Source organism: Lysobacter sp. HA18, from assembly GCF_054057595.1.
The window spans coordinates 2,794,203-2,817,992 of record NZ_JBSRZL010000001.1 but is presented as its reverse complement, the minus strand read 5'-3'; the positions used below and the strand labels follow the sequence as shown (position 1 = coordinate 2,817,992).

Here is a 23,790-nt window from a genome sequence, read left to right as displayed (position 1 = left end):
ATGACCACCGAAACACTCGTCACCACCGCCGCGCCCGACGTCGACGACGCACAGTCCGACTTCGCACTGACCCCGCCGCATGCACCGGCGACCATGACCGTGACCAAGCGCGACGGCCGGCGCGAGCCGGTCGACGTCGCCAAGATCGTTCGCGCCGTGCAGCGTTGCTCGATGGGGCTCGACGACATCGACCCGATGCGCGTCGCGCTCAAGACCATCGGCGGCATCTACGACGGCGCCACTACGCGTGAGCTCGACGAGCTCTCGATCCACACCGCGGCCGCGTTCACCACCGAAGAGCCGCAGTACTCGCGCCTCGCCGCGCGGCTTCTCAGTGCGTACATCGACAAGGAAGTCGCGGGGCTCGGCGTCTATTCGTTCTCGCAGTCGATCGTGCTCGGCCACGATCTCGGCCTGATCAACGACCGCGTGCGCGAGGTCGTCGAGGCGAACGCGCGCAAGTTCAACGACGCGATCGACACCGCGCAGACGCAGCGCTTCGAATACTTCGGCCTGCGCACGCTGTACGACCGCTACCTGCTGAAGCATCCGCACCGTCGCCACGTCATCGAAACGCCGCAGCACTTCTTCATGCGCATCGCCGTCGCGCTGACCGACACGCCGTCGGGCGCGTTGCAGCTGTATCGGCTGATGGCGTCGCTCGACTACATCCCGAGTTCGCCGACGCTGTTCAATTCCGGCACGCGGCACGAGCAGCTGTCGTCCTGCTTCCTGCTGGATTCCCCACAGGATTCGCTGACCGACATCTACACGCGCTACGGCGACGTCGCGCAGCTGTCGAAGTTCTCCGGCGGCATCGGACAGGCCTACCACCGCGTCCGTTCGCGCGGTTCTCTGATCCGTTCCACCAACGGGCGCAGCAATGGCGTCGTGCCGTGGTTGAAGACGCTCGATGCGTCGGTCGCCGCGGTGAACCAGGGCGGCAAGCGCAAGGGTGCGGCCTGCATCTATCTCGAGACGTGGCACGCGGATATCGAAGAGTTCCTCGAGCTGCGCGACAACACCGGCGACGAGGCGCGCCGGACGCACAACCTCAACCTCGCCAACTGGATCCCCGACCTGTTCATGCGCCGCGTCGATACCGACGGCGACTGGTCGTTGTTCGATCCGAAGGCCGTGCCGGAGCTGCCGGATCTCTGGGGCGACGCGTTCGAGCGCGCCTACGTGCAGGCCGAGCAACAAGGGCTCGCGACGCGCACGGTGAAGGCGCGCGATCTGTACGCGCGCATGATGAAAGTGCTCGGCGAAACCGGTAACGGCTGGATGACCTTCAAGGACGCCGCCAATCGCACCTGCAACCAGGTCGGACCGGGTCGCACCGTGCATCTGTCGAACCTGTGCACCGAGATCCTCGAAGTCACCAGCGCAGACGAGACCGCCGTATGCAACCTCGGTTCGATCAACCTTGCGCAGCATGTCGGCGAGCACGGCTTCGACTTCGACAAGCTCGCTGAAACCGTGCACGTCGCGGTGCGCCAGCTCGACCGCGTGATCGATCTCAACTTCTATCCGATCGAATCGGCGCGACGCTCCAACCTGCGCTGGCGTCCGGTCGGGCTCGGCGTGATGGGCCTGCAAGATGTGTTGTTCAAGCTGCGGATGCCATTCGATTCGAGTGAAGCGTTGACGCTGTCGACGCGAATCGCTGAAACCATCTACCTGCACGCGCTGGACGCATCCTGCGAGCTCGCCGAACAGCATGGCGCGCACCCTTCGTTCCCGGAGACGCGCGCAGCGAACGGCGAGCTGCAGTTCGATCTGTGGGGCGTGACGCCGGCGCAGAACGCAGCATGGGACGCGCTCAAGTCGCGCATCGCGCAGCATGGCCTGCGGAACTCCCTGCTGATCGCCATCGCGCCGACCGCCACCATCGCGTCGATCGCCGGCTGCTACGAGTGCATCGAGCCGCAGGTGTCGAACCTGTTCAAGCGCGAGACGCTGTCCGGCGACTTCGTGCAGGTCAACCGCTATCTCGTCGACGAGCTGAAGAAGCTCGGTCTGTGGACGCAGGAGGTGCGTGACGCCATCAAGCTGGGTGAAGGTTCGATCCAGGCCATCGACGCGATTCCCGCGCCGCTGCGCGAGGTGTACCGCACCGCATGGGAACTGCCGCAGAAGGCGTTGATCGACCTCGCCGCCGCGCGCGGCGCGTACATCGATCAGTCGCAGTCGCTCAATCTCTTCATGGAGAGCCCGAACATCGGGCGGCTGTCGTCGATGTACATGTATGCGTGGAAGTCGGGCCTGAAGACGACGTATTACCTGCGCTCGCGCCCGGCCACGCGTATCGCGAAAGCCACGGTGAGCGTCGCGACGCCACAGGCGGCCGTTGCGTGTTCGCTCGAAAACCCGGAGGCCTGCGAGGCCTGCCAGTAACCGTCCAGTCCGTCACTTCGCGGAGGCGTCGATATCCGGCGCCTCCGCGGGGCTGACGTCAGCTCAATGCAGGGGCACGGGCGACGACAGGAGTCGCCGAGGGAACGCCGGGCGCGAAGGATCGTGCGCATGGATGCGGCGCATGGAAGCCGCCCGTTGCCCCTGCACCTTTTTCCCGCGATGCGACGCATCGCACCTCCGGAATCGAAATGACCGCCACCCGCCTGCTCGACCCCGGCTTCGCCCTGACCCTGCGCCCGATGCGCTATCCCGCGTTCTACGACATGTATCGCGACGCAGTGCGCAACACGTGGACGGTGGAAGAGATCGACTTCGGTATCGACGTCAACGACCTGCGCGACAAACTCACGCCCCCCGATCGCCATCTCGTCGAGCGCCTCGTCGCCTTCTTCGCCACCGGCGATTCCATCGTGTCGAACAACCTGGTGCTGAACCTCTACCAGCACATCAACGCGCCGGAAGCGCGCATGTACCTGTCGCGGCAGCTCTATGAGGAAGCGCTGCACGTGCAGTTCTACCTGACGCTGCTCGACGCCTATGTGCCCGATGTCGAGCGACGCGCCGCCGCGTTCGACGCGATCGAGAACATTCCCTCGATTCGCGCCAAGGCCGAGTTCTGCTTCCGCTGGATCGACTCCATCCAGCAGATGCATCGGCTCGAGACGCGCGGCGACCGCCGCATGTTCCTGCTCAACCTCATCTGCTTCGCGTGCTGCATCGAAGGCCTGTTCTTCTTCGCCGCATTCGCCTACGTCTGGTTCCTGCGTTCGCGCGGGCTGCTGCCGGGCCTTGCCGCCGGCACCAACTGGGTGTTCCGTGACGAGTCGGGCCACATGGCGTTCGCGCTCGAGGTCATCCGCACCGTGCGCGACGAGGAACCCGATCTGTTCGACGCCGACATGGAACGCGATGTGCGCGCCATGCTTCGCGAAGCGGTCGATGTCGAAGCCGCGTTCGCGCACGACGTGCTGTCCGGCGGCGTCAACGGGCTGTCGCCGCGCGAGATGCGCGACTACCTGCAGTACGTCGCCGACCTGCGCCTGCAGTCGCTCGGGCTCGCGCCGGAGTTCGGCAGCCGCAATCCGTTCGCCTTCATGGACCTGCAGGACGTCCAGGAACTCACCAACTTCTTCGAGCGCCGCGTCTCGGCCTACCAGGTCGGCGTGAGCGGGCAGGTGGCCTTCGATGCCGCATTCTGACGCGCCGCGCGAGGCGCGGCTCTGGGAGATCGTCTTTCCCGACCACGCCAACCACCTCGGCACGCTGTTCGGCGGGCAGGCGCTGGCGTGGATGGACAAGGCCGCGTTCGTTGCGGCGACGCGTTACGCACGGCGCACGGTGGTGACCGCACGTTCGGACCAGGTCGACTTCCGGGTTCCGGTGCGGCAGGGGCAACTGGTCGAACTCGTCGCACGCGTCGCCGAGGTCGGCCGGAGTTCGATGCAGGTCGATGTCGAACTTCACACCGAGGATCCACACGCCGGAACGCGGCATCTGTGCACGCGCGGCCGCTTCAGCATGATCGCGCTGGATGCGAACGGTCGGCCCGCACCCGTCGAGCCGCTCGACGACGGAGCTAGCGCGGCCGGCGCGTAGAATCGGCCGCTCTCACAGGAGCGGCCATGGCTCTGCGGATCGCACTCGCCCAGTTCGATTTCCCGGTCGGCGACATCGCCGGCAACACGGCGCGCATCGAAGCGATGATCGCGCAGGCGCGCGACGAGCACGGTGCCGCGCTCGTCGTGTTTCCGGAGCTCGCGGTCAGCGGTTACTCGCCGGAAGACCTGCTACTGCGACCGGGTTTTCTTGCCGGCTGCGACGCCGCGATCCGTCGCATCGCCGCATCCACGCACGGCATCACCGCCGTCGTCGGCTGGCCGGAAACTGCCGGCGCGATCGTCTACAACTCGGCAAGCGTGCTGCGCGACGGCGAAATCGAGCGCACCTACCGCAAGCGGGAACTGCCGAACTACCAGGTGTTCGACGAGCGCCGCTATTTCTCGGTCGACCCCGATGGCGAAACCTGCGTGGTCGCGGTCGATGGCGTGCAGGTCGGCGTCGTGATCTGCGAGGACCTGTGGTTTCCCGAGCCGCTGGCCGCAACGGTGAAGGACGGCGCACAGGTCGTCGTCGTGCCGAACGCGTCGCCCTATGAACACGGCAAGCACATGACGCGCGACGCACTGCTCGCCGAGCGCGCGACGGAGTCGGGTACCGCGATCGCCTATCTCAATGTCGTCGGCGGGCAGGACCACGTCGTATTCGATGGCGCGTCGGTGGTGGCGGACGCGAACGGACAGGTGCATCCGGCCGCAGCCACGTTCCGCGAGGAATGGCTGGTGGTCGACTTCGATCCGACTGCAGGCACGTTCGTGCCGGTGCGCTGGACGCCGGAGAACGACGAGAGTCGCGAAGGCCTCGCGTGGCGCGGCATCGTGCGCGGTACGCGCGACTACTGCCGCAAGAACGGTTTCGAGAAGGTGTGGCTGGGGCTTTCGGGCGGTATCGATTCGGCGCTGGTGCTGGCGGTTGCGGTCGATGCGCTGGGCGCCGAGAACGTCACTGCGGTGCGGCTGCCGTCGCGCTACACGGCGGGCATGTCGAACGATCTCGCGGCCGAGCAATGCGAGCGCCAGGGCGTGCGCCTGCTCACCGTTCCGATCGAAAAACCTTTCGAGGCCTACCTCGAAACGCTTGCACCGATATTTGAACGACGCGCGGCGGATACGACCGAAGAGAACCTGCAGTCGCGCATCCGCGGCGCCACGCTGATGGCGATGTCGAACAAGTTCGGCGGTCTGCTGCTCACCACGGGTAACAAGAGCGAGTACGCGGTCGGCTACGCGACGATCTACGGCGACATGTGCGGTGGCTACGCGCCGATCAAGGACGTCTACAAGACCGACGTGTTCGCGCTCGCGCGTTGGCGCAACACAGTCGACGCCGTGATTCCGCAGGAAGTGATCGACCGCCCGCCGTCGGCCGAGTTGCGCGAGAACCAGAAGGATCAGGACTCCCTGCCGCCGTACGACGTACTCGACGCGATCCTCGAGCGCTATGTCGATGGCGAGCAGTCGCGCGATGAGATCGTCGCTGCAGGGTTCGATGACGCGACGGTCGACCGCGTGCTCCGGCTCGTGCGCATCTCCGAGTGGAAGCGCCACCAGGCCGCGCCCGGCCCGAAGATGACGCCGCGCGCGTTCGGCCGCGAGCGTCGCTACCCGATCAGCAACGGCTACCGCTGACGCATCGAGCCTACAAACGAAAACGCCGCCCGGAGGCGGCGTTCGTCGAAGCGGTGCTGCGATCGATCAGTGACCGACCTTGGACGTGTCGCCACCGAACGGGTTCAGGCGACGCAGGTGGCTCGGGTAATCCGGCCACTCGCCCTTGAGGTAGGCGTGGTTCGGATCGGCCTTCTGCAGCTCGGCGCGCGCGTCGTTGGCGAGCGTGGTGTTGCCCAGCGACGTATACGCCGAAGCCATCGTCGCGATCGCGTCGTTCTGGTAGCTCGACTGCGGATAGTTCTCGAGCACGTACTTCGCGCGGTCGATCGCGGCGACGTCCGCGTGTCGCTCGAGGTAGTACAGCGCGGTTTCCATCTCGTAGCGGGCGAACATGTCGCGCAGCTTCGCCATGCGGTCGCGTGCGTCGGCGGCGTAACGGCTGTTGCCGTAGCGCTCGACCACGATGCCGAAGTCGTTGTACGCCTGCTGCGGCGTCGCGAGGTCGCGGCGCGCCGGGTCGAGGTGCCACACGCGCTGCAGGAACACCGCGTCGCGCGAGGAATTCACAAGGCCGCGCAGGTAGTACAGGTACGCGATGTTGCGGTTGGTCGGGTAGGTGCGGATGAAGCGGTCGATCGTGCTGATCGCGTCATCGTGCTGGCCGGCCTTGTACTGCGCGTAGGCGGTCTCGATCTGCGCCTGCTCGGTGTACGGGCCGTACGGGTACTGGGCGATGAGGCGCTTGTACGTCTCCTCCGCCGAGGACCAGTTGCCGTTGACCATGGACTTGTGGCCCTTCTGGTACAGGGTCTCGACCGGAACACCTTCGTTCGAGTCGCCCTTGTGGCGGAAGCGCGCGCAACCCGCGCCGGCGAGAAGGGAGACCGCGAGGACTGCGACCGCCAGGCCACGGACGAGGGACACGGGCGACGGGCGGAAGGCGGAGCGATAGCTCATGGGATCGACGGATGCCGGATCGGGAGACAGGAAGGCCGGATAATAGCAGGACCGTCTTAACCGACCCGCGCTGGCGGGCCGCAAGGAACAAGGCCACCGATGTCCGACACGATCACCCTCGAAGCCCGCGTCCCCGATACCAGCGCCGGGCGCCGCTTCGATGCCGTCCTGGCCGAGCTGTTCCCCGAGCATTCGCGCTCGCGGCTGGCCGGCTGGATCAAGACCGGGCAGGCCCGGCTCGACGGCCGGGAAGTGCGCCCGCGCGATCCCGTGCGCGGCGGCGAGCACGTCACCGTCCAGGCGGAGATCGGCGTGCAGACCGACGCCCCGGCCGAGGACATCGCCCTCGACGTTCTTTATGAGGACGCCGAGGTCATCGTGATCGACAAGCCCGCCGGCCTCGTCGTGCACCCGGGCGCGGGCAACCCGGCCGGCACGCTGGTCAACGCGCTGCTGCATCGCGACGCCTCGCTGTCGGCGCTGCCGCGCGCGGGCATCGTGCATCGGCTCGACAAGGACACCTCGGGCGTCATGGTCATCGCCCGCACGTTGCAGGCCCATACGTCGCTGGTCGACCAGCTTTCGGCGCGACAGGTGCATCGCCAGTATCTAGCCGTCGTGGTCGGCGCGCTCGTATCGGGCGGCACCGCGAATGCGCCGATCGACCGCCATCCGCGCGACCGCCTGCGCATGGCGGTGCGCGACGACGGCAAGGACGCGGTGACGCACTTCCGCCTGCGCGAACGCTTCCGTGCGCACACGCTGCTGGAGTGCCGGCTCGAGACCGGGCGCACGCACCAGATCCGCGTGCACATGGCGCACCTCAAGCATCCGATCGTGGGCGATCCGCTCTACGGCGGCCCCTTGAAGCTGCCGCGCGGCGCATCACCGGAAACGATCGAAACGCTGCGCGCGTTCAAGCGCCAGGCGCTGCATGCGGAGACGCTGGAATTCGTGCATCCCACAACCGGCGAGCCGGTGCGATGCACCGCCCCGGTACCGGCCGACCTGCGCGCCCTCGTCGACGCACTGCGCACCGACCAGCGCGAGCACGAGGAACGCACGCGGTGACCGCGTTCCTGCACGCCGACTGGTCCGCGCCATCCGGCGTGCATGGCGGGACGACGCTTCGCTTTGGTGCCGGTCGTTCCGTCGCACCGTTCGACACGTTCAACCTCGGCAATCGCTACGCGGCCGATGGCGATGACGCGGCGACCGTCGACGCCAACCGCGATGAGCTCGTCGACCTGCTCGCCTTGCCGTCGCGGCCTCGCTGGCTGCGGCAGGTGCACGGCGTCGACGTTTTGCGGTTCAGCGCTGATGACACATCGACCGATGAGCCGCAGGCCGACGCCGCGGTGACCTCGGATGCCGGCGTCGTCATCGCCATCCTTACCGCGGACTGCCTGCCCGTGCTGTTCGCCGCGCGCGACGGATCGCAGGTCGGTGGCGCGCATGCGGGCTGGCGCGGACTGGCCGACGGCGTGCTCGAGGCGACGGTCGCCGCGATGCGCACGTCGCCGGATCGGCTAATCGCGTGGCTCGGCCCCGCGGCAGGGCCAGCGGATTACGAGATCGGTGCCGACGTCTACGAGGCATTCGTCGCAAAAGACGCCGGCGCTGCATCCGCCTTCGTCGCCACGCGCCCCGGTCACTGGCGCGTCGACCTCTATGCGCTGGCGCGCATGCGCCTGATCGCTGCGGGCCTCGCTGAGAACGCCATCCATGGCGGCGGCCTCAGCACGATCGCCGAGCCCGCGCGCTTCTTCTCGCATCGTCGAGACCGCCGCACCGGGCGCATGGCCTCGTTGGTCTGGCGCGACCCGTCGGCCTGAGCATCAAGCGGCTGCATGCGGCCTTGACGCCCCACGGCGCATAAGGGCGCGGCCGGATTCCCGGCGAAGGGGATCGTGTGGCCGAGCAATCCAACCTCAACCGTGCGTTGCCGGTACTCGTCGGCGCCGCGCTGGTGCTCGGCTTCCTGTACTGGGCGAAGGTGATCGTGATTCCGGTGGCGCTGGCCATCCTTTTCACGTTCCTGCTGGCCCCGCCGGCGCATTACCTCGAAAGACGCGGCGTATCGCGCGTTGTGTCGAGTGCATTGATGACGGTGCTCGCACTCGCGCTGGCGATCGGCGCGGGCTTCGCGGTGACGCGGCAGGTCGGCAGCCTGCTCGACGCGTACCCGCGCTACGAACCGAATGTCACCGCGAAGATCGAACAGCTGCGCTCGCGCGGGCGCACCGGGCTGCTCGACAAGCTGCAGGTCGTGACCGAGCGCATCTCCACTCAGCTCGACCGCCGCGGCCCCGCACCGATGACGCAGGCCGAACGCGAGGCCGCACGCGCGCAGCCGGTGCGCATCGTGCAGCAGGAACCGGTGCGCATGTCGCAGCTGTGGGCGATCGCGGGGCCGCTGCTCGAACCACTCGCGGGGCTCGGCCTCGTGCTGGTGCTCGTGATTTTCATGCTCATCCATCGCGAGGACCTGCGCGATCGCCTGATCTCGCTGGTCGGCGTCGATCAGTTGGCGGATACGACGCGAGCACTGGAAGACGCCGGTCAACGCGTCAGCCGTTACCTGCTGATGCAGCTGATGGTGAACAGCGGCTACGGGCTATGCGTGGCGATCGGCCTGTCGGTGATCGGCGTTCCGTACGCGCTGTTGTGGGGATTCTTCGCCGCGGTGCTGCGTTACATCCCGTATCTCGGTTCGTGGCTCGCAGCCTTTATGCCCGTCGCGCTCAGCCTGCTGATCGCACGCGAATGGACGACCGCGCTTCTCGTCGTCGCGTTGTTCGGCACGCTCGAACTCATCACGAACATGCTGGTGGAACCGTGGGTATACGGTCGCGGCATGGGCGTGTCGCAGGCGGCGCTGCTCATCGCGGTCGCGTTCTGGACGTGGCTATGGGGGCCGATCGGACTGGTGCTCGCATCACCGCTCACCGTCTGCCTGGTCGTGCTCGGGCGCTACGTGCCGTTTCTGAAATTTCTCGACACGCTGCTCGGCGACACGCCACCGCTCGCGCCCGCGCACCGCTTCTACCAGCGCCTGCTCGCGCAGGACGACACCGAAGCCGCCGACCTGCTCGACGACTACGCCGCGCTCGACGGCCTCGATCGCGCGTACGACGAGATTGTCGTGCCGACGCTCGCGCATGCGCGCGAGGATCTGCGTCAGGGCCGACTGCAGGCGTCCGACCATGCACGCGTGATCGACGAAGCGCATGCACTGGTCGATGCGCACCGTCGACTCATTCGCCCGGACGACATGGTGGGCGCCGACCGCATGCGCGTGCTGGCGATTCCGGTGCGTGATAACGTCGACGAAGTGGCGGTGTCGATGCTCGGCAAGCTCATCGACATGGGGCGCATCGAATGGAATGCCGCGTCGTCCGCGGTGCTCGCATCCGACGTCGTCGAACACATCCGCGGCGCGGAGATCGACGCGCTGGTGCTGGTGTCCGTGCCGCCCGGCGGCCTCGCGCACGTGCGTTACCTGGTGAAGCGACTCGGCACGGAATTCGAAGGCCTGCCACTGCTCGTGGTGCGCCCGGGCCTGCTTGACGAAGCGCAGGTGCGGCAGCGTCGTGAACTCTCGGAACTCGGTGTGTTCCGCTTGGCGTCGACATTGACGACCGCCGCGTCGGAATTGCGCAAGATCACGACGATGCGCTGATCGATCCGTCAGTGCGGCCGCACGCCCTGCGTGGCGTCGGTCCGGCGTCGTCGCGCTGTCCGGCGCTCGCCGGCGTCGGCCGATTCCTTGAAATCGCCGGCTTCGCGCAGCGCCTTCAAATAACTGCGACGCCAGAACGTGATGTCGTGACGTTTGAGATGGCGGAACATGCCTTGCCAGCGCTCGCGGCGTTCCTCCAGCGGCATTGTCATCGCCTGTGCGATCGCATCGCCGGCACCGTCGAGGTCATACGGGTTCACGACTAACGCGCCATCGAGTTCGCGCGATGCACCTGCGAACGGCGACAACAAAAGAACGCCGGGATCGTCCGGATCCTGCGCGGCGACGAACTCCTTCGCAACGAGGTTCATGCCATCTCGCAGGGGCGTCACCAGTCCGACTTTCGCGAGCCGATAGAAACCCGTCAGCGTCGAATGCGGAAAGTTGCGGTTGACGTAGCGCACCGGAGTCCAGTCCGGCTCTGCGAATCGCCCGTTGATGTTGCCGGAGATCTGTTCGAGTTCGCTGCGCAGGTCGCGGTACTCGGCAACGCCTCCGCGCGACACCGGCGCGATCTGCAGGAACGTCAGCTGCCCGCGCTGCTGCGGATAGCGCTTGAGGTAATTCGCGAAGCCGCGGAAGCGTTCCGGCAGCCCTTTCGAATAGTCGAGGCGGTCGACACCGATCGCGAGGTCGCGGCCCGACATGCTGCTGACCAGTCGTTTCACTGCGGATTTCGCGACCGCTTCGCGTGCCAGTGCCGCGATGCGCGTCGTATCGATGCTGATCGGGAATGCGCCCGCGCGGAAACGTCGGCCATTTGGTGCTTCGAGAACACCACGTTCGATCACGCGGCCACCGCCGAACAGGCGCACATAGTCCTGGAAGCGCTCGAGATCGCGCTCGGTCTGGAAGCCGACCAGGTCGCAGGACGACAGGCCTTCGAACAGGCGCTGATGACTGGGCAGCGCGGCGAGCAGGTCGGACGACGGCATCGGCACGTGCAGGAAGAAGCCGATACGACATTTGACGCCGCGCTCGCGCAGCAATCGCGCAAGCGGAATCAGGTGGTAGTCGTGGATCCAGACGAGGTCGTCTTCTTTCAGCAGCGGTGCGAGCTTGCCGGCGAACAGCGCATTGACGACCTGGTAGCCCGCATACGTGTCGCGGTCGTAGTCGACCAGATCCATGCGGAAGTGCAGCAGCGGCCACAGCGTGCGATTCGCGAAGCCGTTGTAGTAGTCCTCGTGGTCCTGCGCGGACAGGTCCATCGTGATGAAGCGGATGTTGCCGTCCTGCTGCTCGTGCATGCGGCCCGAGGCGTGTGGATCGATCTTTCCGCTCCAGCCGAACCACATGCCGCCGTCCTCGCGCAGCGCGTCGAGCAACGCGATCGCGAGGCCGCCGGCCCGCGATTCCTCGGGCAACGCGACGCGATTACTGACGACGACGAGACGACCCATGCGATGCCTGCGCTTGCGCTCCTGCCGACGGACGCCGGTACGAGCGAGCATGCCCGCGCGCGGTTCGTCGGTGCGTGACGGCAAAAAACGCGGAACCGAACGCTAGGTTGCGTCCTCCCACGGGCGACTCAGGCGCATCGCGGCATTGATCAGGCCCACATGCGAATACGTCTGCGGGAAATTGCCCCAGAGTTCGTTGCCTTCCAGCGACAGGTCTTCCGACAGCAGCCCCAGCGGATTCCGGCGCGCGAGCACGCGTTCGAACAGCTCACGTGCTTCATCGGCGCGACCGACCGACGCGAGCGCATCGATGTACCAGAACGTGCAGATGGTGAAGCTGGTTTCCGGCACGCCGAAGTCGTCGGGCGCGACATAGCGCAGCATGCCGTCCTCACGACGCAGCTCGCGGCCGACCGCATCGACCGTCGCCGCGAAGCGCGGGTCATCCGCACGCACGAAGCCGAGATCGGCGAGCAGCAGCAGTACCGCGTCCATGCGGCCGCTGTGCGTGCCTTCGACGAAGTGGCCACGGCTCTTGTCGAATGCGAGTTCATCGATGCGCGCATGCATGCGATCCGCGCGCTCGCGCCAGAACGCCTCGCGGTCACCGATCTGCAGCGCGCGTGCGATGCGCGCAAGTCGATCGCAGGCCGCCCAGCACATCACTGCCGAATAGGTATGGACCTCGACGCGGCCGCGAAACTCCCACAGGCCGGCGTCGGGTTGGTCGAACAGCGCGTATGCACGCTCACCCAAGCGTTCGAGCCGACGGAAGTGCGTGCTGCCGCTCGGCAGGTTGAGTCGGCGGTCGAGGTACATCTGCGTCGACGCCAGCACGACGCTGCCATAGACATCGTGCTGCGGCTGCACCCACGCGAGGTTGCCGCGGCGCACCGGGCCCATGCCGCGATAACCGGTGAGGCCGTCCATCTCTTCTTCGTGCAACTCGCGCTCTAGGCCGATGCCATACAGCGGCTGCAAATGGCCGTCCTCCGGGATGAGGTTGGACACGTAGCGCAGGTATTCCTCCATCGTGCGGGTCGCGCCGAGGCGGTTGAGAGCGCGCACCACGAACGCGGCGTCGCGGAGCCAACAGTAGCGGTAGTCCCAGTTGCGCTGCGTATGCGCGGCCTCAGGGATCGATGTCGTCATCGCAGCGATGATCGCGCCGGTTTCGTCGTACTGGCAGAGCTTGAGCGTGATCGCGCTGCGGATAACGGCGTCCTGCCATTCCAGCGGAATCGACAGCGCGCGTACCCATTCGCGCCAGTAATCGATCGTCTTTTCCAGTGCTTCGTGTGCGTAGTCGGAAATCGCGCGGGTAAAGGTCTCGTCTGGCCCGAGGATGAAGTGCAGCTCGCGGTCGAGCAGGAACGGGATTTCCTCGCGCACCATGCGCACCGGCGCATCGGTGTTGAGGCGCAGCGTGAAGCCGTTGAGCACGAAACGGATGTGGTTGCTGCCCCACGTGCGCTCAGGAACCCGCGCGCCATACTCGACCAGCGGGCGCAGGCGCACGCGGATGCGCGGCTCGCCCGACAGCGGGCGCACCGTGCGGATCAGCATCACCGGTCGATAGAAGCGGTCGTACTGCTTCCAGCGCGGTGCGAAATCGAGGATCTCGATCGCGCCGCCGCGGTCGTCGCGCAGCACCGTACGCAATACCGCAGTGTTCTCGATGTAGTGCTGCTCGCTCGACACGCCACCATCGAGTTCGATCGCGAAATCACCGCCGTCGATGCGCGGTGAGAGCAGCGAGCAGAACGTCGGGTCGCCGTCGAACGCGGGCACGCAGCCCCAGACGATGCGCGCCTGCGGGTCCACCAGCGCACCGACACCGCAATTGCCGATCAGGCCCAGCGAGAGGGAACTCATGCCGACGCTCCGAGGCGGTCGGCGGCTTCCACGATCCAGCCGCGCAATGCGGCGGTATCGGCGAGCGTGTGCGTTGCATGGGTCGGCTGGCGGTCACCAACGCGCACGGAAAGCCCGCGCATGTAATTCGCCGCAGCGAAGCCGTCTTCGTCGGTGAGGTCGTCGCCGGCAAACACCGGCGTGCGTCCGGCGAACGGCGTGATCGCCATCAGGCGCCGCACCGCATCGCCTTTGTCGGCCTGTGCGGGCCGCAGTTCGACGACGCAGTTGCCGTGCTGCAGGCGATAACCCGTGAGGTTGGACAACGCGGACGCGGCGATCGCTTCGAGTGCCGATCGCGCATTCGGCGCCGCGCGCCAATGCAATGCGAGCGCGACGCCCTTGTCCTCGACACGTGCACCCGGATGCGCATCGGCGATCTGTTCCGCGGCTTCACGCACGCGCGCAAGTTCGGGCGGGATGTCGAGCGGCGTTGCGACGTGGATGTCCTCGCGCAGTTCGAGCCCGTGAAGCCCCGCCGCCGGAACGCGCAGGTCGGGGAACAACGTGTCGAGCTGCGCGATGCGTCGGCCGCTCACCAGGGCGAGCGCACCCTGCAGCGATCGCGACAAGCGCCGCAGCGCATCGCCGAGGCCGTCGGGCACATGGACGTCATCGGGATCGTCGGCGAAGTCGAGCAGGCAGCCGTCGACGTCGAGGAATAGCGCCCAGTCGGACTGGACGGGCGGCGGGGCGGGCAGGGCCAGCGGGGCGGTCGCACTCATCGGCCGGAGTCTGGTGGTCGCGACGTAAGCGCGGGGTGGACAGCCGCCGGAGCGCTTGACGTGCTGCTGAACGGTCGCGGCCCACGCTTGAATCACTGGGCATAGACCGCATCTATCGGCCATCGCGGTTCACCACCGCCCCGATTCCAGAGGATTTCCCATGCGGATGGACAAGCTCACGTCCCGCTTCCAGCAGGCTCTCGGCGACGCGCAGTCGCTCGCCGTTGCGCGCGACCACAGCCTGCTGGAGCCCGCGCACCTGATGACCGCGCTGCTCGACCAGCAGGGCGGCAGCACGCGACCGTTGTTGTCCCAGGCCGGCGTCAACGTGGCCGCGCTGCGCGAACGGCTCGGCGAAGCGCTCGACAAGCTGCCGAAGGTGTCCGGCCAGGCCGGCAACATCTCCATCGGCAACGATCTCGCGCGTCTGCTCAACGTCACCGACAAGCTGGCCTCGCAACGCGGCGACAGCTTCATCGCGAGCGAGCTGTTCGTGCTCGCCGCGCTGGAGGACGGCGGCGATCTCGGTCGTGCACTGAAGGCGACCGGTGCGACCAAGGACAAGCTCGAAGCGGCCGTCGACAAACTGCGCGGCGGCGAGAAGGTGCAGGACGAGAACGCCGAAGAAGCACGTCAGGCGCTGGAGAAGTACACCGTCGACCTCACCGCGCGTGCCGAGAGCGGCAAGCTCGATCCGGTGGTCGGCCGCGACGAGGAAATCCGTCGCACGATCCAGGTGCTGCAGCGTCGCACCAAGAACAATCCGGTGCTGATCGGCGAGCCGGGCGTCGGCAAGACGGCGATCGTCGAAGGTCTCGCGCAGCGCATCGTCAACAACGAAGTGCCCGAAGGCCTGCGCGGCAAGCGCGTGCTCTCGCTCGACATGGGCGCACTGATCGCCGGCGCGAAGTACCGCGGCGAGTTCGAGGAGCGGTTGAAGGCCGTGCTCAACGACCTGTCGAAGAACGAGGGGCAGATCATCCTCTTCATCGACGAGTTGCACACGATGGTCGGCGCGGGCAAGGCCGATGGCGCGATGGACGCGGGCAACATGCTCAAGCCGGCGCTCGCGCGCGGCGAGTTGCACTGCATCGGCGCGACGACGCTCGACGAATATCGCAAGTACGTCGAGAAGGACGCCGCGCTGGAGCGTCGCTTCCAGAAGGTGTTCGTCGGCGAGCCGTCGGTCGAGGACACCATCGCCATCCTGCGCGGCCTGAAGGAGCGCTACGCCGTGCATCACGGCGTGGAGATCACCGACCCGGCGATCGTCGCCGCAGCCACGCTGAGCCACCGCTACATCGCCGACCGGCAGCTGCCCGACAAGGCCATCGACCTGATGGACGAGGCCGCGTCGCGCATTCGCATGGAAATCGATTCCAAGCCGGAGGAGCTCGATCGCAAGGAGCGTCGACTCATCCAGCTCAAGATCCAGCGCGAGGCGCTGAAGAAGGAGAAGGACGAGGCGTCGAGGCAGCGGCTGGCCGACCTCGAAGCCGACATCGCGACGCTCGAGCGCGAGTTCAACGATCTCGAGGAAGTCTGGCGCGCCGAGAAGGCGAGCGTGCAGGGCGCGACGAAGATCAAGGAGCAGATCGAGGCCGCGCGCCTCGAGCTGGAAGCCGCGCAGCGCAAGCAGGACTACGCGAAGATGAGCGAGATCCAGTACGGGCGCATTCCCGAACTGGAAAAGCAGCTCACCACCGCGCAGGAAGCCGAAACCAAGGGCTTCACGCTGCTGCAGGACAAGGTGACGGCGGAGGAAATCGCGGAAGTCGTGTCGCGCTGGACCGGCATTCCGGTCAACCGCATGCTCGAAGGCGAGCGCGAGAAGCTGCTGAAGATGGAAGCGCAGCTGCACACGCGCGTGGTCGGGCAGGAGGAAGCGATCAAGGTCGTGTCGGATGCGGTGCGTCGTTCGCGCGCCGGTCTGTCCGATCCGAATCGTCCGAGCGGCTCGTTCCTGTTCCTCGGCCCGACGGGCGTGGGCAAGACCGAGCTGTGCAAGGCGCTCGCCGAATTCCTGTTCGACTCGGCCGATGCGATGGTGCGCATCGACATGAGCGAGTTCATGGAGAAGCACGCGGTGAGCCGGCTGGTCGGCGCGCCTCCGGGCTACGTCGGCTACGAGGAAGGTGGTTACCTGACCGAAGCGGTGCGTCGTCGCCCGTACAGCGTGATCCTGCTCGACGAGGTCGAGAAGGCGCATCCGGACGTGTTCAACATCCTGCTCCAGGTGCTCGACGACGGACGTCTTACTGACGGACAGGGCCGCACGGTCGATTTCCGCAACACCGTCATCGTGATGACGTCGAACCTCGGCTCGCATCAGATCCAGGAGATGCAGGGCGACGATTCGCCGCAGGCCTACATGCAGATGAAGGCGGCGGTGATGGGCGTGGTGCAGGCGCACTTCCGGCCGGAGTTCATCAATCGCCTCGACGACATCGTCGTCTTCCATCCGCTCGACAAGGCCCAGATTCGCGAGATCGCGAAGATCCAGCTGCGTGGACTGGAGAAGCGCATGGGCGAGCGTGGGCTGAAGCTGGAGTTGACCGACGAAGCGCTGACGCTGCTCGGCAACGTCGGCTTCGACCCGGTGTACGGCGCGCGTCCGCTGAAGCGTGCGATCCAGCAGCAGCTGGAGAATCCGCTGGCGCAGCGCATCCTCGGCGGCGAGTTCAACAGCGGCGACACGGTGCGCGTGCGTACTGAAGGCGGGCACCTGGTGTTCGATCGGGGCTGAACCGGCCTTCCCCGCGGTACGCCGGCGGGGCGGTCGCGCCGCGCTGGATTGATCTAAAACGAAAGAGGCCGCGATGTCCGCGGCCTCCGGGTCTTACTTCGCGGCCTTGAACTTCAGCGCGCCATCGTAGGCGGGCCACGCAATCGATGTATCCCCGCGGACGTTGATCGCGACCGGCGGCGTCGCAGCCGTGTCGGTGGTCACCGAGGTCATCAGCGCCGGCATGTACCACTCGATGAGGAAGGTCATGTCGCGGCCGATGATGGGAAGCATGGTGAGCGTTGTCGTTTTGCCGGGCTCGATCGTGAACTTGACCACGTCCGCATTCACGAATGCGCCCTTGGCCAGCACCTTCTCCGGGCTGAAGGCCGTGTGCATTTCGAGTCCGATGCCGGTGAGCGAGTACTCGCCGGGCGGCAGCGCCAGCGTCTCGCTGCGGCCGTAGCGCGTCATGTGTGCGATGTCGAAGTCGACGAAGCGCTTGTTGACCATCGTCACCACCATCTGGTGATCCTTCAGGCCCCACTCGACACCGCCGGATTCCAGCTGCGACTGGATCTTCGGCTTGAGCGTAACTTCCGACTGGAACGGCTTGACGTCGAGCACGAGCGTGCCGGTTGCGTCCTGCGCGAACACGGGCATTGCGACGAGAAGCAAGGCCGCAAGCGCGGCTGTCTTGAAAAGACGAAACATTCGATCCCCTGGTGATGCGCCTCCCCGGCGCCGGGCGGATTCTAGACTCCAGCGCCGACGACGCGACACGTCGGGTCAGGCCCGCGATCGCTTCATGACCGGCATGGGGCAGTGCACGCAGCGCGGGATCGCGACGGAAGGCTCCGTGCGTTGTCAGGCGTCGCTCGTCGGACGCGCCCACAGGCCGGTCGGTGCATCACCGAACGTGGCGCGCCACTCTCGACCGACATTCCGGCGCCGGTGAGAGCGATCAGCGTCACGTCACGTCACGTCACGTCACGTTGCGGGCGGTAGCGACCGTTCACCCCGGAACGCAGGCAGCGCACTCACCATCTCGGCAAGGCTGTGCGCGAGTTCGCGCTCGGCCATCACTGCACCGTCGGCGCCACGGTCCAGCAGGTAGCGCACGCCGGCATCCGAATGCGCACGCGCGATCACGCTGATCGTCGGATTGAGTTCACGCAGTCGCTCGACGATCTCGCCGGCTTCGAACGCATTCGGAATCGCGACCAGCGCCATCTGCGCGCGCTGCGGCCGCGCTTCCGACAACACTGCAGGATTCGCTGCATGTCCGCGAATTGCCGGAATGCCAGCCGCCCGCGCGCGTTCCACCAGCGGTTCGTCGTCGTCGATCACCACCAGCGGAATGTCATGCGACTGCAGCAGCGGGCCGAGCTCGCTGCCGACGCGTCCGTAACCGATCAGGATCACGTGCGGCCGCTCGCCAGCCGGCAGCGGCGGCGACATTACGTCGAGCGGCGCAGGCGGTTCACGTTCGCGTTGCGCTTCGATGCGGTCATGCACCGCGAACAGCAGTGGATTGATGATGATCGACATGATCGCCGCGGCGAGGATCAGGCTCTGCCCATCCTTCGACAGCATGCCCAGCGACATGCCGAGCGTGGCGAGGATGAAAGAGAACTCGCCGATCTGCGAAAGGCTGACCCCCAGCAGTCGGGCGCTGGCGGGCGACTTGCCGAGCAGCCGCGCGACGCCCCATGCCGCCACGCCGTTGCCGACCACCACGACCAGGAACGTCGCGAGCACGTTGATCGGTTCGTTGATCAGGATCATCGGGTCGAACAGCATGCCGACCGACACGAAGAACAGCACCGCGAACGCATCGCGCAGCGGCAGCGTCTCGTTCGCGGCCTGATGGCTGAATTCGGATTCGCTGAGGATCAGCCCGGCAAAGAACGCACCGAGCGCGAACGACACGCCGAACAGCTGTGCCGATCCGAACGCCACGCCCAGCGCGATCGTTAGCACGCATAGCGTGAACAGCTCGCGCGAACCGGTGCCGGCAACGCGTTCGAGCACCCACGGGATCACGCGTCGACCGACCACCAGCATGAACACCACGAAGCCGCCGACCTTTGCGACCGTCAGCAGCAGCGCCATGCCGATGTTGCCGCCTTCCTTTCCACCGATTGCCGGCAGCAGAACGAGCGCGAGCACCATCGCGAGGTCTTCGACGATCAACCAGCCGACCGCAACGCGACCGCGCGACGTGTCGAGCAGGCGTCGTTCTTCCAGTCCGCGCAGCACGACGACCGTACTCGCCACCGACAGCGCGAGCCCGAACACCACGCCGGTGATTTTCGGCCAACCGATCATCCGCGCGAGGCCCCAGCCCAGAGCCGTCACCAGCACGATCTGCGCGAGCGCACCGGGAATCGCCACGCCCTTGACCTCGAGCAGGTCGCGCAGCGAGAAGTGCAGGCCCACGCCGAACATCAGCAGGATCACGCCGATTTCCGCGAGCTGCGGCGCGAGCGACACATCGGCGATGAAGCCAGGCGTGAACGGGCCGATCAGCACGCCGGCCAGCAGGTAACCCACCAGCGGCGACAGGCGCAGCCGGTGCGCGAGCCCGCCAAAAAGGAAGGCGAGCGCGAAGCCGGCGACGAGCATGGCGATGAGCGGCGTGTGGTGCATCGGATCCATCGGTAGCGAAAACAGCGGCGCAAAGGCCGTTCATCACCTTAACCGTGACGCGTCTCCGCAACGTCGGCGCCGGGCCCGGTACGGCCGGCCGGTACAATGCCCGGATGATTGGTTTTCGTGATTTCGCGCTGCGCCGTGGCGAACGGCTGCTGCTCTCGGGTGTCGACCTCTCGCTGCACGCCGGCTGGCGCGTGGGCGTGGTCGGCCGCAATGGCACGGGCAAGTCGTCGCTGTTCGCGGCGCTGCAGGGCGAGGTCGAGCCCGACAAGGGCGACATCGACATTCCCGGCCGCGCGCGCATCGCCAGCGTCGCGCAGGAAACGCCGGCGCTGGACGACAGTGCGCTCGACTTCGTGCTTTCCGGCGATGCGAAGGTGCACGCCGCGTTGCTCACCGAGCGCGAAGCGGCCGCACGCGAGGACTGGGAAGCCGTTGCCGAAGCGCATCACGTGCTGGAGGAAATCGGCGGCTACGACGGCGAGGCCCGCGCGGCCAAGCTGCTGCACGGCCTCGGTTTCTCGCCGGAAACGCACGATCGCCCGGTGAAGTCGTTCTCCGGCGGCTGGCGTGTTCGATTGAATCTCGCGCGTGCGCTGATGACGCCGAGCGACCTGCTGCTGCTCGACGAGCCCACCAACCATCTCGACCTCGACGCCGTGCTCTGGCTCGAGCAGTGGCTGCTGAAATATCCCGGCACGCTATTCGTGATCTCGCATGACCGCGAATTCCTCGACGGCCTGTGCAGCCACGTGCTGCACCTGCATTCGGGCACGGCGAAGCTGTACTCGGGCAACTACACCGACTTCGAGCGCCAGCGCGCTGAACAGCTTCGCCAGCAGCAGATCGCGCACGACAAGGAACAGATCGAGCGTGCCCACCTGCAGAAGTTCATCGACCGCTTCAAGGCTAAGGCGAGCAAGGCCAAGCAGGCGCAGAGCCGCATGAAGCGCCTCGCCAAGCTCGCCGGCACCGAAGCCGTGCGCGCGGAACGTTCGCTGCACATCGATTTCCCGGTGCCCGACAAGCTGCCGCATTCGCTGCTCGGCCTGACCCATGCGGACTGTGGCTACGGCAACATCACCATCCTGCGCGACATCATCTTCCGGCTCGAAGCCGGCGATCGCATCGCACTGCTCGGGCCGAACGGCGCCGGCAAGTCGACGCTGGTGAAGACGCTGGTCGGCGAGATCAAGCTGCTCGCCGGTGAACGCGGCACGCACCCCGACCTGCGCATCGGTTACTTCGCGCAGCACACGGTGGAATCGCTGCGCAAAGGCGAAACGCCGATCGAGCACCTGCAGAAGATCGCGCCCGGCGTCGCCACGCAGCAGCTGCGTGATTTTCTCGGCAAGTGGCAGTTCCCCGGCGACCGCGCGTTCGAATCGGTCGACGGTTTCTCCGGCGGCGAACGCGCGCGTCTTGCACTCGCGATGATCGCGTGGCGCAAGCCGAATGTGCTGCTGCTCGACGAGCCGACGAACCACCTCGACCTCGACATGCGCGAGGCACTCGCCGAGGCGCTGAGCGATTTTGACGGCGCGATCGTGCTGGTCTCGCACGACCGCCATCTCATCGGCCTGGTCTGCGAAAGGTTCTGGCGTGTCGCTAGCGGTGTCGCCCAACCGTTCGATGGCGACCTCGACGAATACGCCGTGTGGCTGCGTACGCGCGACAACGATCCGAAGCCGGCCGCGCCGGTCGCGGTCGTCGCACCCCCGCCGCCCGCACCGAAGTCGGGTAAGAAGGCGAATCCGATCAAGTTGTCGCAGGCGGAAGCACGCGTCGCGGAACTCGAAGGCAAGCTCGCCGCGGTCGATGCCGATCTCGCGAACCCCGCGCGTCATGCGGACTTCGCGCACCTCGGGCAGGAACGCACGCGTCTTGCCGACGCACTCGCGAAAGCCGAAGCCGAGTACCTCGAACTCTACGAAGCCGGCTGACCTCAGCCCTTCGGGATCAGTACTTCGACGCGACGGTTCGCCTGGCGTGCATCGGGATCGTCGCTGCCGTCCGGATGTGTGTTCGGACGCTTGGGGCGACTCGCGCCGTAACCCGTCGCCGTCAGTCGCGATGCATCGATGCCTGCGTTGACAAGCGCGCTGCGCACGGCTTCCGCACGTTCGCGCGACAGCTTCATGTTGTAGGCATCGTCGCCCTTGGCATCGGTGTGGCCGGAGATCGTTGCCGGTCGATCGATGCGACGCAGCAGGTCGGCGAGCGTATCGACCGTGTGCTGCGCATCCGGTCGTAGCGTCGCCTTGTCGAAATCGAACAGCACGTCACTCGGCAGGTCGACGGTGGTGCCGGCGTCGCTGTCCTGCGCGCCGAGTTCCTGCTTCAACTTCGTGATCGGGTCCATCGTGCTCGTCGCGAGCGGCGTCGACGGCAGCGGCGGCTGCGCGAGGTTGAGCGTGACGTCCTGCTTCGTCGCAGCGGGTGCATGCGAACGCGCCGCGTCGGGAATCGTGCCGAGATCCACCGCGACGCGCGCGGCGAACATGTTGTCGTCCTTGGCGTCGATCGCTGCCCATGGATCGTTGCCGGCCGGCCCCGCGTTCGCGAGTAGGCGAAGGCGCGTCGCGTCCGGCGCGATCTGCGGTGCGAACAGCAGTCGTCCCGCGATGCGCTGGCCGTTCTCGATCGGCACCGCGCGCGCGGCGGAATCCTCGTTCTGCACGATGCGGTAGATGTGGCCGCGGTCGTCGACGAGTCGCAATTGCCAGTTCGCGCTGTTGAGGCTGGTGCGCGTGTCGCGCGCGCCGTTGAGCGCTTCGAACGTGACTGCGATGCCATCCTTCAACCAGTCGATCGAGAACACGCGGATCGACGCATTGCCTTGCGGGCTGTTGCCGGTCGGCGGGATGGCGTACGTCCAGCCGGCACCGGGACGCACGACATCCGCAGTTGCAACACGACGCTTCGATGCGACCGTCGGCGGCACGTCCCACGACGTTTCGACCAGCGCGGCACTGGTGCCGAGACTATTGATGTTGAGCCCGAGCGTGAGGTGCTTCGCATCACGTGGAAGGAAACCGAGCGCAACGAGATGCAGCGTCCAGCGGTCGTCCGCGCCTGCGAAGTGCGTCTTCAGACGATCCTCGGGGTCACGCAGGCGGTACGTGTTGCCGCGATCGTCGCGCAGCACGCCTTCGTCGCCGTAGTTCAGGTAGACCTCGCCGCCGAGCGCGCGACCGGACTGGCGGGCTACCGCGTCGATCTCGATGCCGTACGGCGTGTACGTCACCCGTGTCACATCGACTGCGATCAGGTCGGTGCCGAGGCGTGCGGCGCCGGGGGCCAGATCCTGCACGACGGACGATGACGTCGATGGCGGGATGTCGGGCTGCGGCTGATGCGCGACCTGTTCGAGTGTGGAAAGCACAGATGCGACGGGCGCGGACGCCTCGGCCGATGAACCTTCCGGATGCCGACTGCAGCCGGCGAGAACGATCAGTACAACAAGGAAGGCGGCGAGGGCGGGGCGCGTCCGTGGGGTCGGCATGCATCACATCCTGTGCGGGTCCGCGGCCACTCTAGACAGCCGCCGTGGCCGCGCCGTGAGGCGGGCGCTTGAAAACGGCCACGCGCGGCCCCATCCGCGGAGTCCGCGTTCCCAGATGTTGCGACCCATGCCGATCTACTCCTTCGAGTGCGCCGCCTGCGGCCACGACTTCGACCGCCTGCAGAAGCTGAGCGACGCCGACCCTACCGATTGCCCGAAATGCGGCGCACTACAGCAGATCCGTCGTCGACTGACCGCCCCGCAGTTCCGCCTCGCCGGCGGCGGCTGGTACGAGACCGACTTCAAGAAGGACGGCGACAAGAAGCGCAACCTGGCCGGCGACGGCACGGCACCCAACTCCGACGCGTCGTCGGGTGGTGGCGACAGCAAGCCGGCATCGTCAACGCCTGCGCCTTCCGCGCCGGCATCGAGCCCGGCGCCATCGTCCGGCTCGAGTTCGGGAACCTCGGGCAGCTCCGGCGGTTCGTCCAGCTCGAGCTGAATACGTCGACATCG

16 protein-coding genes and 1 pseudogene are annotated in these 23,790 nt (G+C 66.7%); 10 read left to right on the top strand and 7 right to left on the bottom strand.

Annotated elements, in window-relative coordinates; genetic code table 11:
* From ACVWWW_RS13745 to ACVWWW_RS13730, 4 genes are all read left to right on the top strand, one after another.
* Entirely contained in the window at nt 1-2,397 is a 2,397-nt protein-coding gene (locus tag ACVWWW_RS13745) for a ribonucleoside-diphosphate reductase subunit alpha (protein WP_027081903.1), read from the top strand.
* Nucleotides 2,398-2,606: 209 nt separating this feature from the next.
* Nucleotides 2,607-3,617: a ribonucleotide-diphosphate reductase subunit beta gene (locus tag ACVWWW_RS13740; protein WP_027081904.1), complete on the top strand. Its 1,011-nt coding sequence runs from the start codon at nt 2,607-2,609 to the stop codon at nt 3,615-3,617.
* Nucleotides 3,604-4,014, top strand: coding sequence for an acyl-CoA thioesterase (locus ACVWWW_RS13735; protein ID WP_027081905.1), 411 nt, complete (start codon nt 3,604-3,606; stop codon nt 4,012-4,014). Before ACVWWW_RS13740 ends, ACVWWW_RS13735 begins: the two co-directional genes overlap by 14 nt.
* A gap of 26 nt (nt 4,015-4,040) precedes the next feature.
* The gene (locus tag ACVWWW_RS13730) at nt 4,041-5,663 is read left to right on the top strand and encodes an NAD+ synthase (protein WP_027081906.1); all 1,623 of its coding nucleotides are present in this window, start codon (nt 4,041-4,043) and stop codon (nt 5,661-5,663) included.
* Between the two features lie 66 nt (nt 5,664-5,729).
* On the opposite strand, the gene ACVWWW_RS13725 is transcribed toward ACVWWW_RS13730, so the two are convergent.
* Nucleotides 5,730-6,602 (bottom strand): outer membrane protein assembly factor BamD, encoded by an 873-nt coding sequence (locus ACVWWW_RS13725; RefSeq protein WP_027081907.1) that lies wholly within the window; start codon nt 6,600-6,602, stop codon nt 5,730-5,732.
* Between the two features lie 99 nt (nt 6,603-6,701).
* Here ACVWWW_RS13725 and rluD point away from each other — a divergent pair, with 99 nt between their 5' ends.
* The 3 genes from rluD (at nt 6,702) to ACVWWW_RS13710 (ending at nt 10,284) form a co-directional block, all read left to right on the top strand.
* Nucleotides 6,702-7,673, top strand: a complete 972-nt coding sequence (rluD, locus tag ACVWWW_RS13720; protein ID WP_027081908.1) for a 23S rRNA pseudouridine(1911/1915/1917) synthase RluD — start codon at nt 6,702-6,704, stop codon at nt 7,671-7,673.
* On the top strand, nt 7,670-8,437 hold the full coding sequence (pgeF, locus tag ACVWWW_RS13715) for a peptidoglycan editing factor PgeF (RefSeq protein WP_027081909.1): 768 nt from the start codon (nt 7,670-7,672) through the stop codon (nt 8,435-8,437). Before rluD ends, pgeF begins: the two co-directional genes overlap by 4 nt.
* A gap of 77 nt (nt 8,438-8,514) precedes the next feature.
* Complete coding sequence (locus ACVWWW_RS13710; RefSeq protein WP_051234695.1) at nt 8,515-10,284, top strand: AI-2E family transporter; 1,770 nt, start codon at nt 8,515-8,517, stop codon at nt 10,282-10,284.
* A gap of 101 nt (nt 10,285-10,385) precedes the next feature.
* On the opposite strand, the pseudogene otsA reads toward ACVWWW_RS13710, so the two are convergent.
* The 3 genes and pseudogenes from otsA to otsB all read right to left on the bottom strand — a co-directional run.
* Nucleotides 10,386-11,747, bottom strand: a pseudogene (gene otsA, locus ACVWWW_RS13705) (alpha,alpha-trehalose-phosphate synthase (UDP-forming)); the annotation flags it as partial.
* A 102-nt stretch (nt 11,748-11,849) separates the two neighbouring features.
* Entirely contained in the window at nt 11,850-13,622 is a 1,773-nt protein-coding gene (locus ACVWWW_RS13700; protein ID WP_027081910.1) for a glycoside hydrolase family 15 protein, read from the bottom strand.
* A complete protein-coding gene (otsB, locus tag ACVWWW_RS13695) occupies nt 13,619-14,386 on the bottom strand; it encodes a trehalose-phosphatase (RefSeq protein WP_027081911.1) in 768 nt (255 codons plus the stop codon). Before otsB ends, ACVWWW_RS13700 begins: the two co-directional genes overlap by 4 nt.
* A 160-nt stretch (nt 14,387-14,546) precedes the next feature.
* On the opposite strand from otsB, the gene clpB reads away from it, so the two are divergent.
* Nucleotides 14,547-17,132, top strand: coding sequence for an ATP-dependent chaperone ClpB (gene clpB, locus ACVWWW_RS13690; RefSeq protein ID WP_027081912.1), 2,586 nt, complete (start codon nt 14,547-14,549; stop codon nt 17,130-17,132).
* A 93-nt stretch (nt 17,133-17,225) separates the two neighbouring features.
* On the opposite strand, the gene ACVWWW_RS13685 is transcribed toward clpB, so the two are convergent.
* Nucleotides 17,226-17,825: a hypothetical protein gene (locus ACVWWW_RS13685; RefSeq protein WP_027081913.1), complete on the bottom strand. Its 600-nt coding sequence runs from the start codon at nt 17,823-17,825 to the stop codon at nt 17,226-17,228.
* A gap of 276 nt (nt 17,826-18,101) precedes the next feature.
* The gene (gene ybaL / locus ACVWWW_RS13680; protein WP_027081914.1) at nt 18,102-19,763 is read right to left on the bottom strand and encodes a YbaL family putative K(+) efflux transporter; all 1,662 of its coding nucleotides are present in this window, start codon (nt 19,761-19,763) and stop codon (nt 18,102-18,104) included.
* A 113-nt stretch (nt 19,764-19,876) separates the two neighbouring features.
* On the opposite strand from ybaL, the gene ACVWWW_RS13675 reads away from it, so the two are divergent.
* Nucleotides 19,877-21,712 carry an ABC-F family ATP-binding cassette domain-containing protein gene (locus ACVWWW_RS13675; RefSeq protein ID WP_027081915.1) on the top strand — a complete coding sequence of 612 codons (1,836 nt, stop codon included), beginning with the start codon at nt 19,877-19,879 and terminating at the stop codon, nt 21,710-21,712.
* 2 nt (nt 21,713-21,714) lie between these two features.
* Here the strand turns inward: ACVWWW_RS13675 and ACVWWW_RS13670 are convergent, their stop codons facing one another.
* The gene (locus ACVWWW_RS13670; protein WP_081671930.1) at nt 21,715-23,274 is read right to left on the bottom strand and encodes an OmpA family protein; all 1,560 of its coding nucleotides are present in this window, start codon (nt 23,272-23,274) and stop codon (nt 21,715-21,717) included.
* Between the two features lie 127 nt (nt 23,275-23,401).
* Between ACVWWW_RS13670 and ACVWWW_RS13665 the strand changes: the two genes are divergently transcribed.
* Nucleotides 23,402-23,776 (top strand): FmdB family zinc ribbon protein, encoded by a 375-nt coding sequence (locus ACVWWW_RS13665; RefSeq protein ID WP_027081917.1) that lies wholly within the window; start codon nt 23,402-23,404, stop codon nt 23,774-23,776.
* The last annotated feature ends 14 nt before the right edge of the window (nt 23,777-23,790 follow it).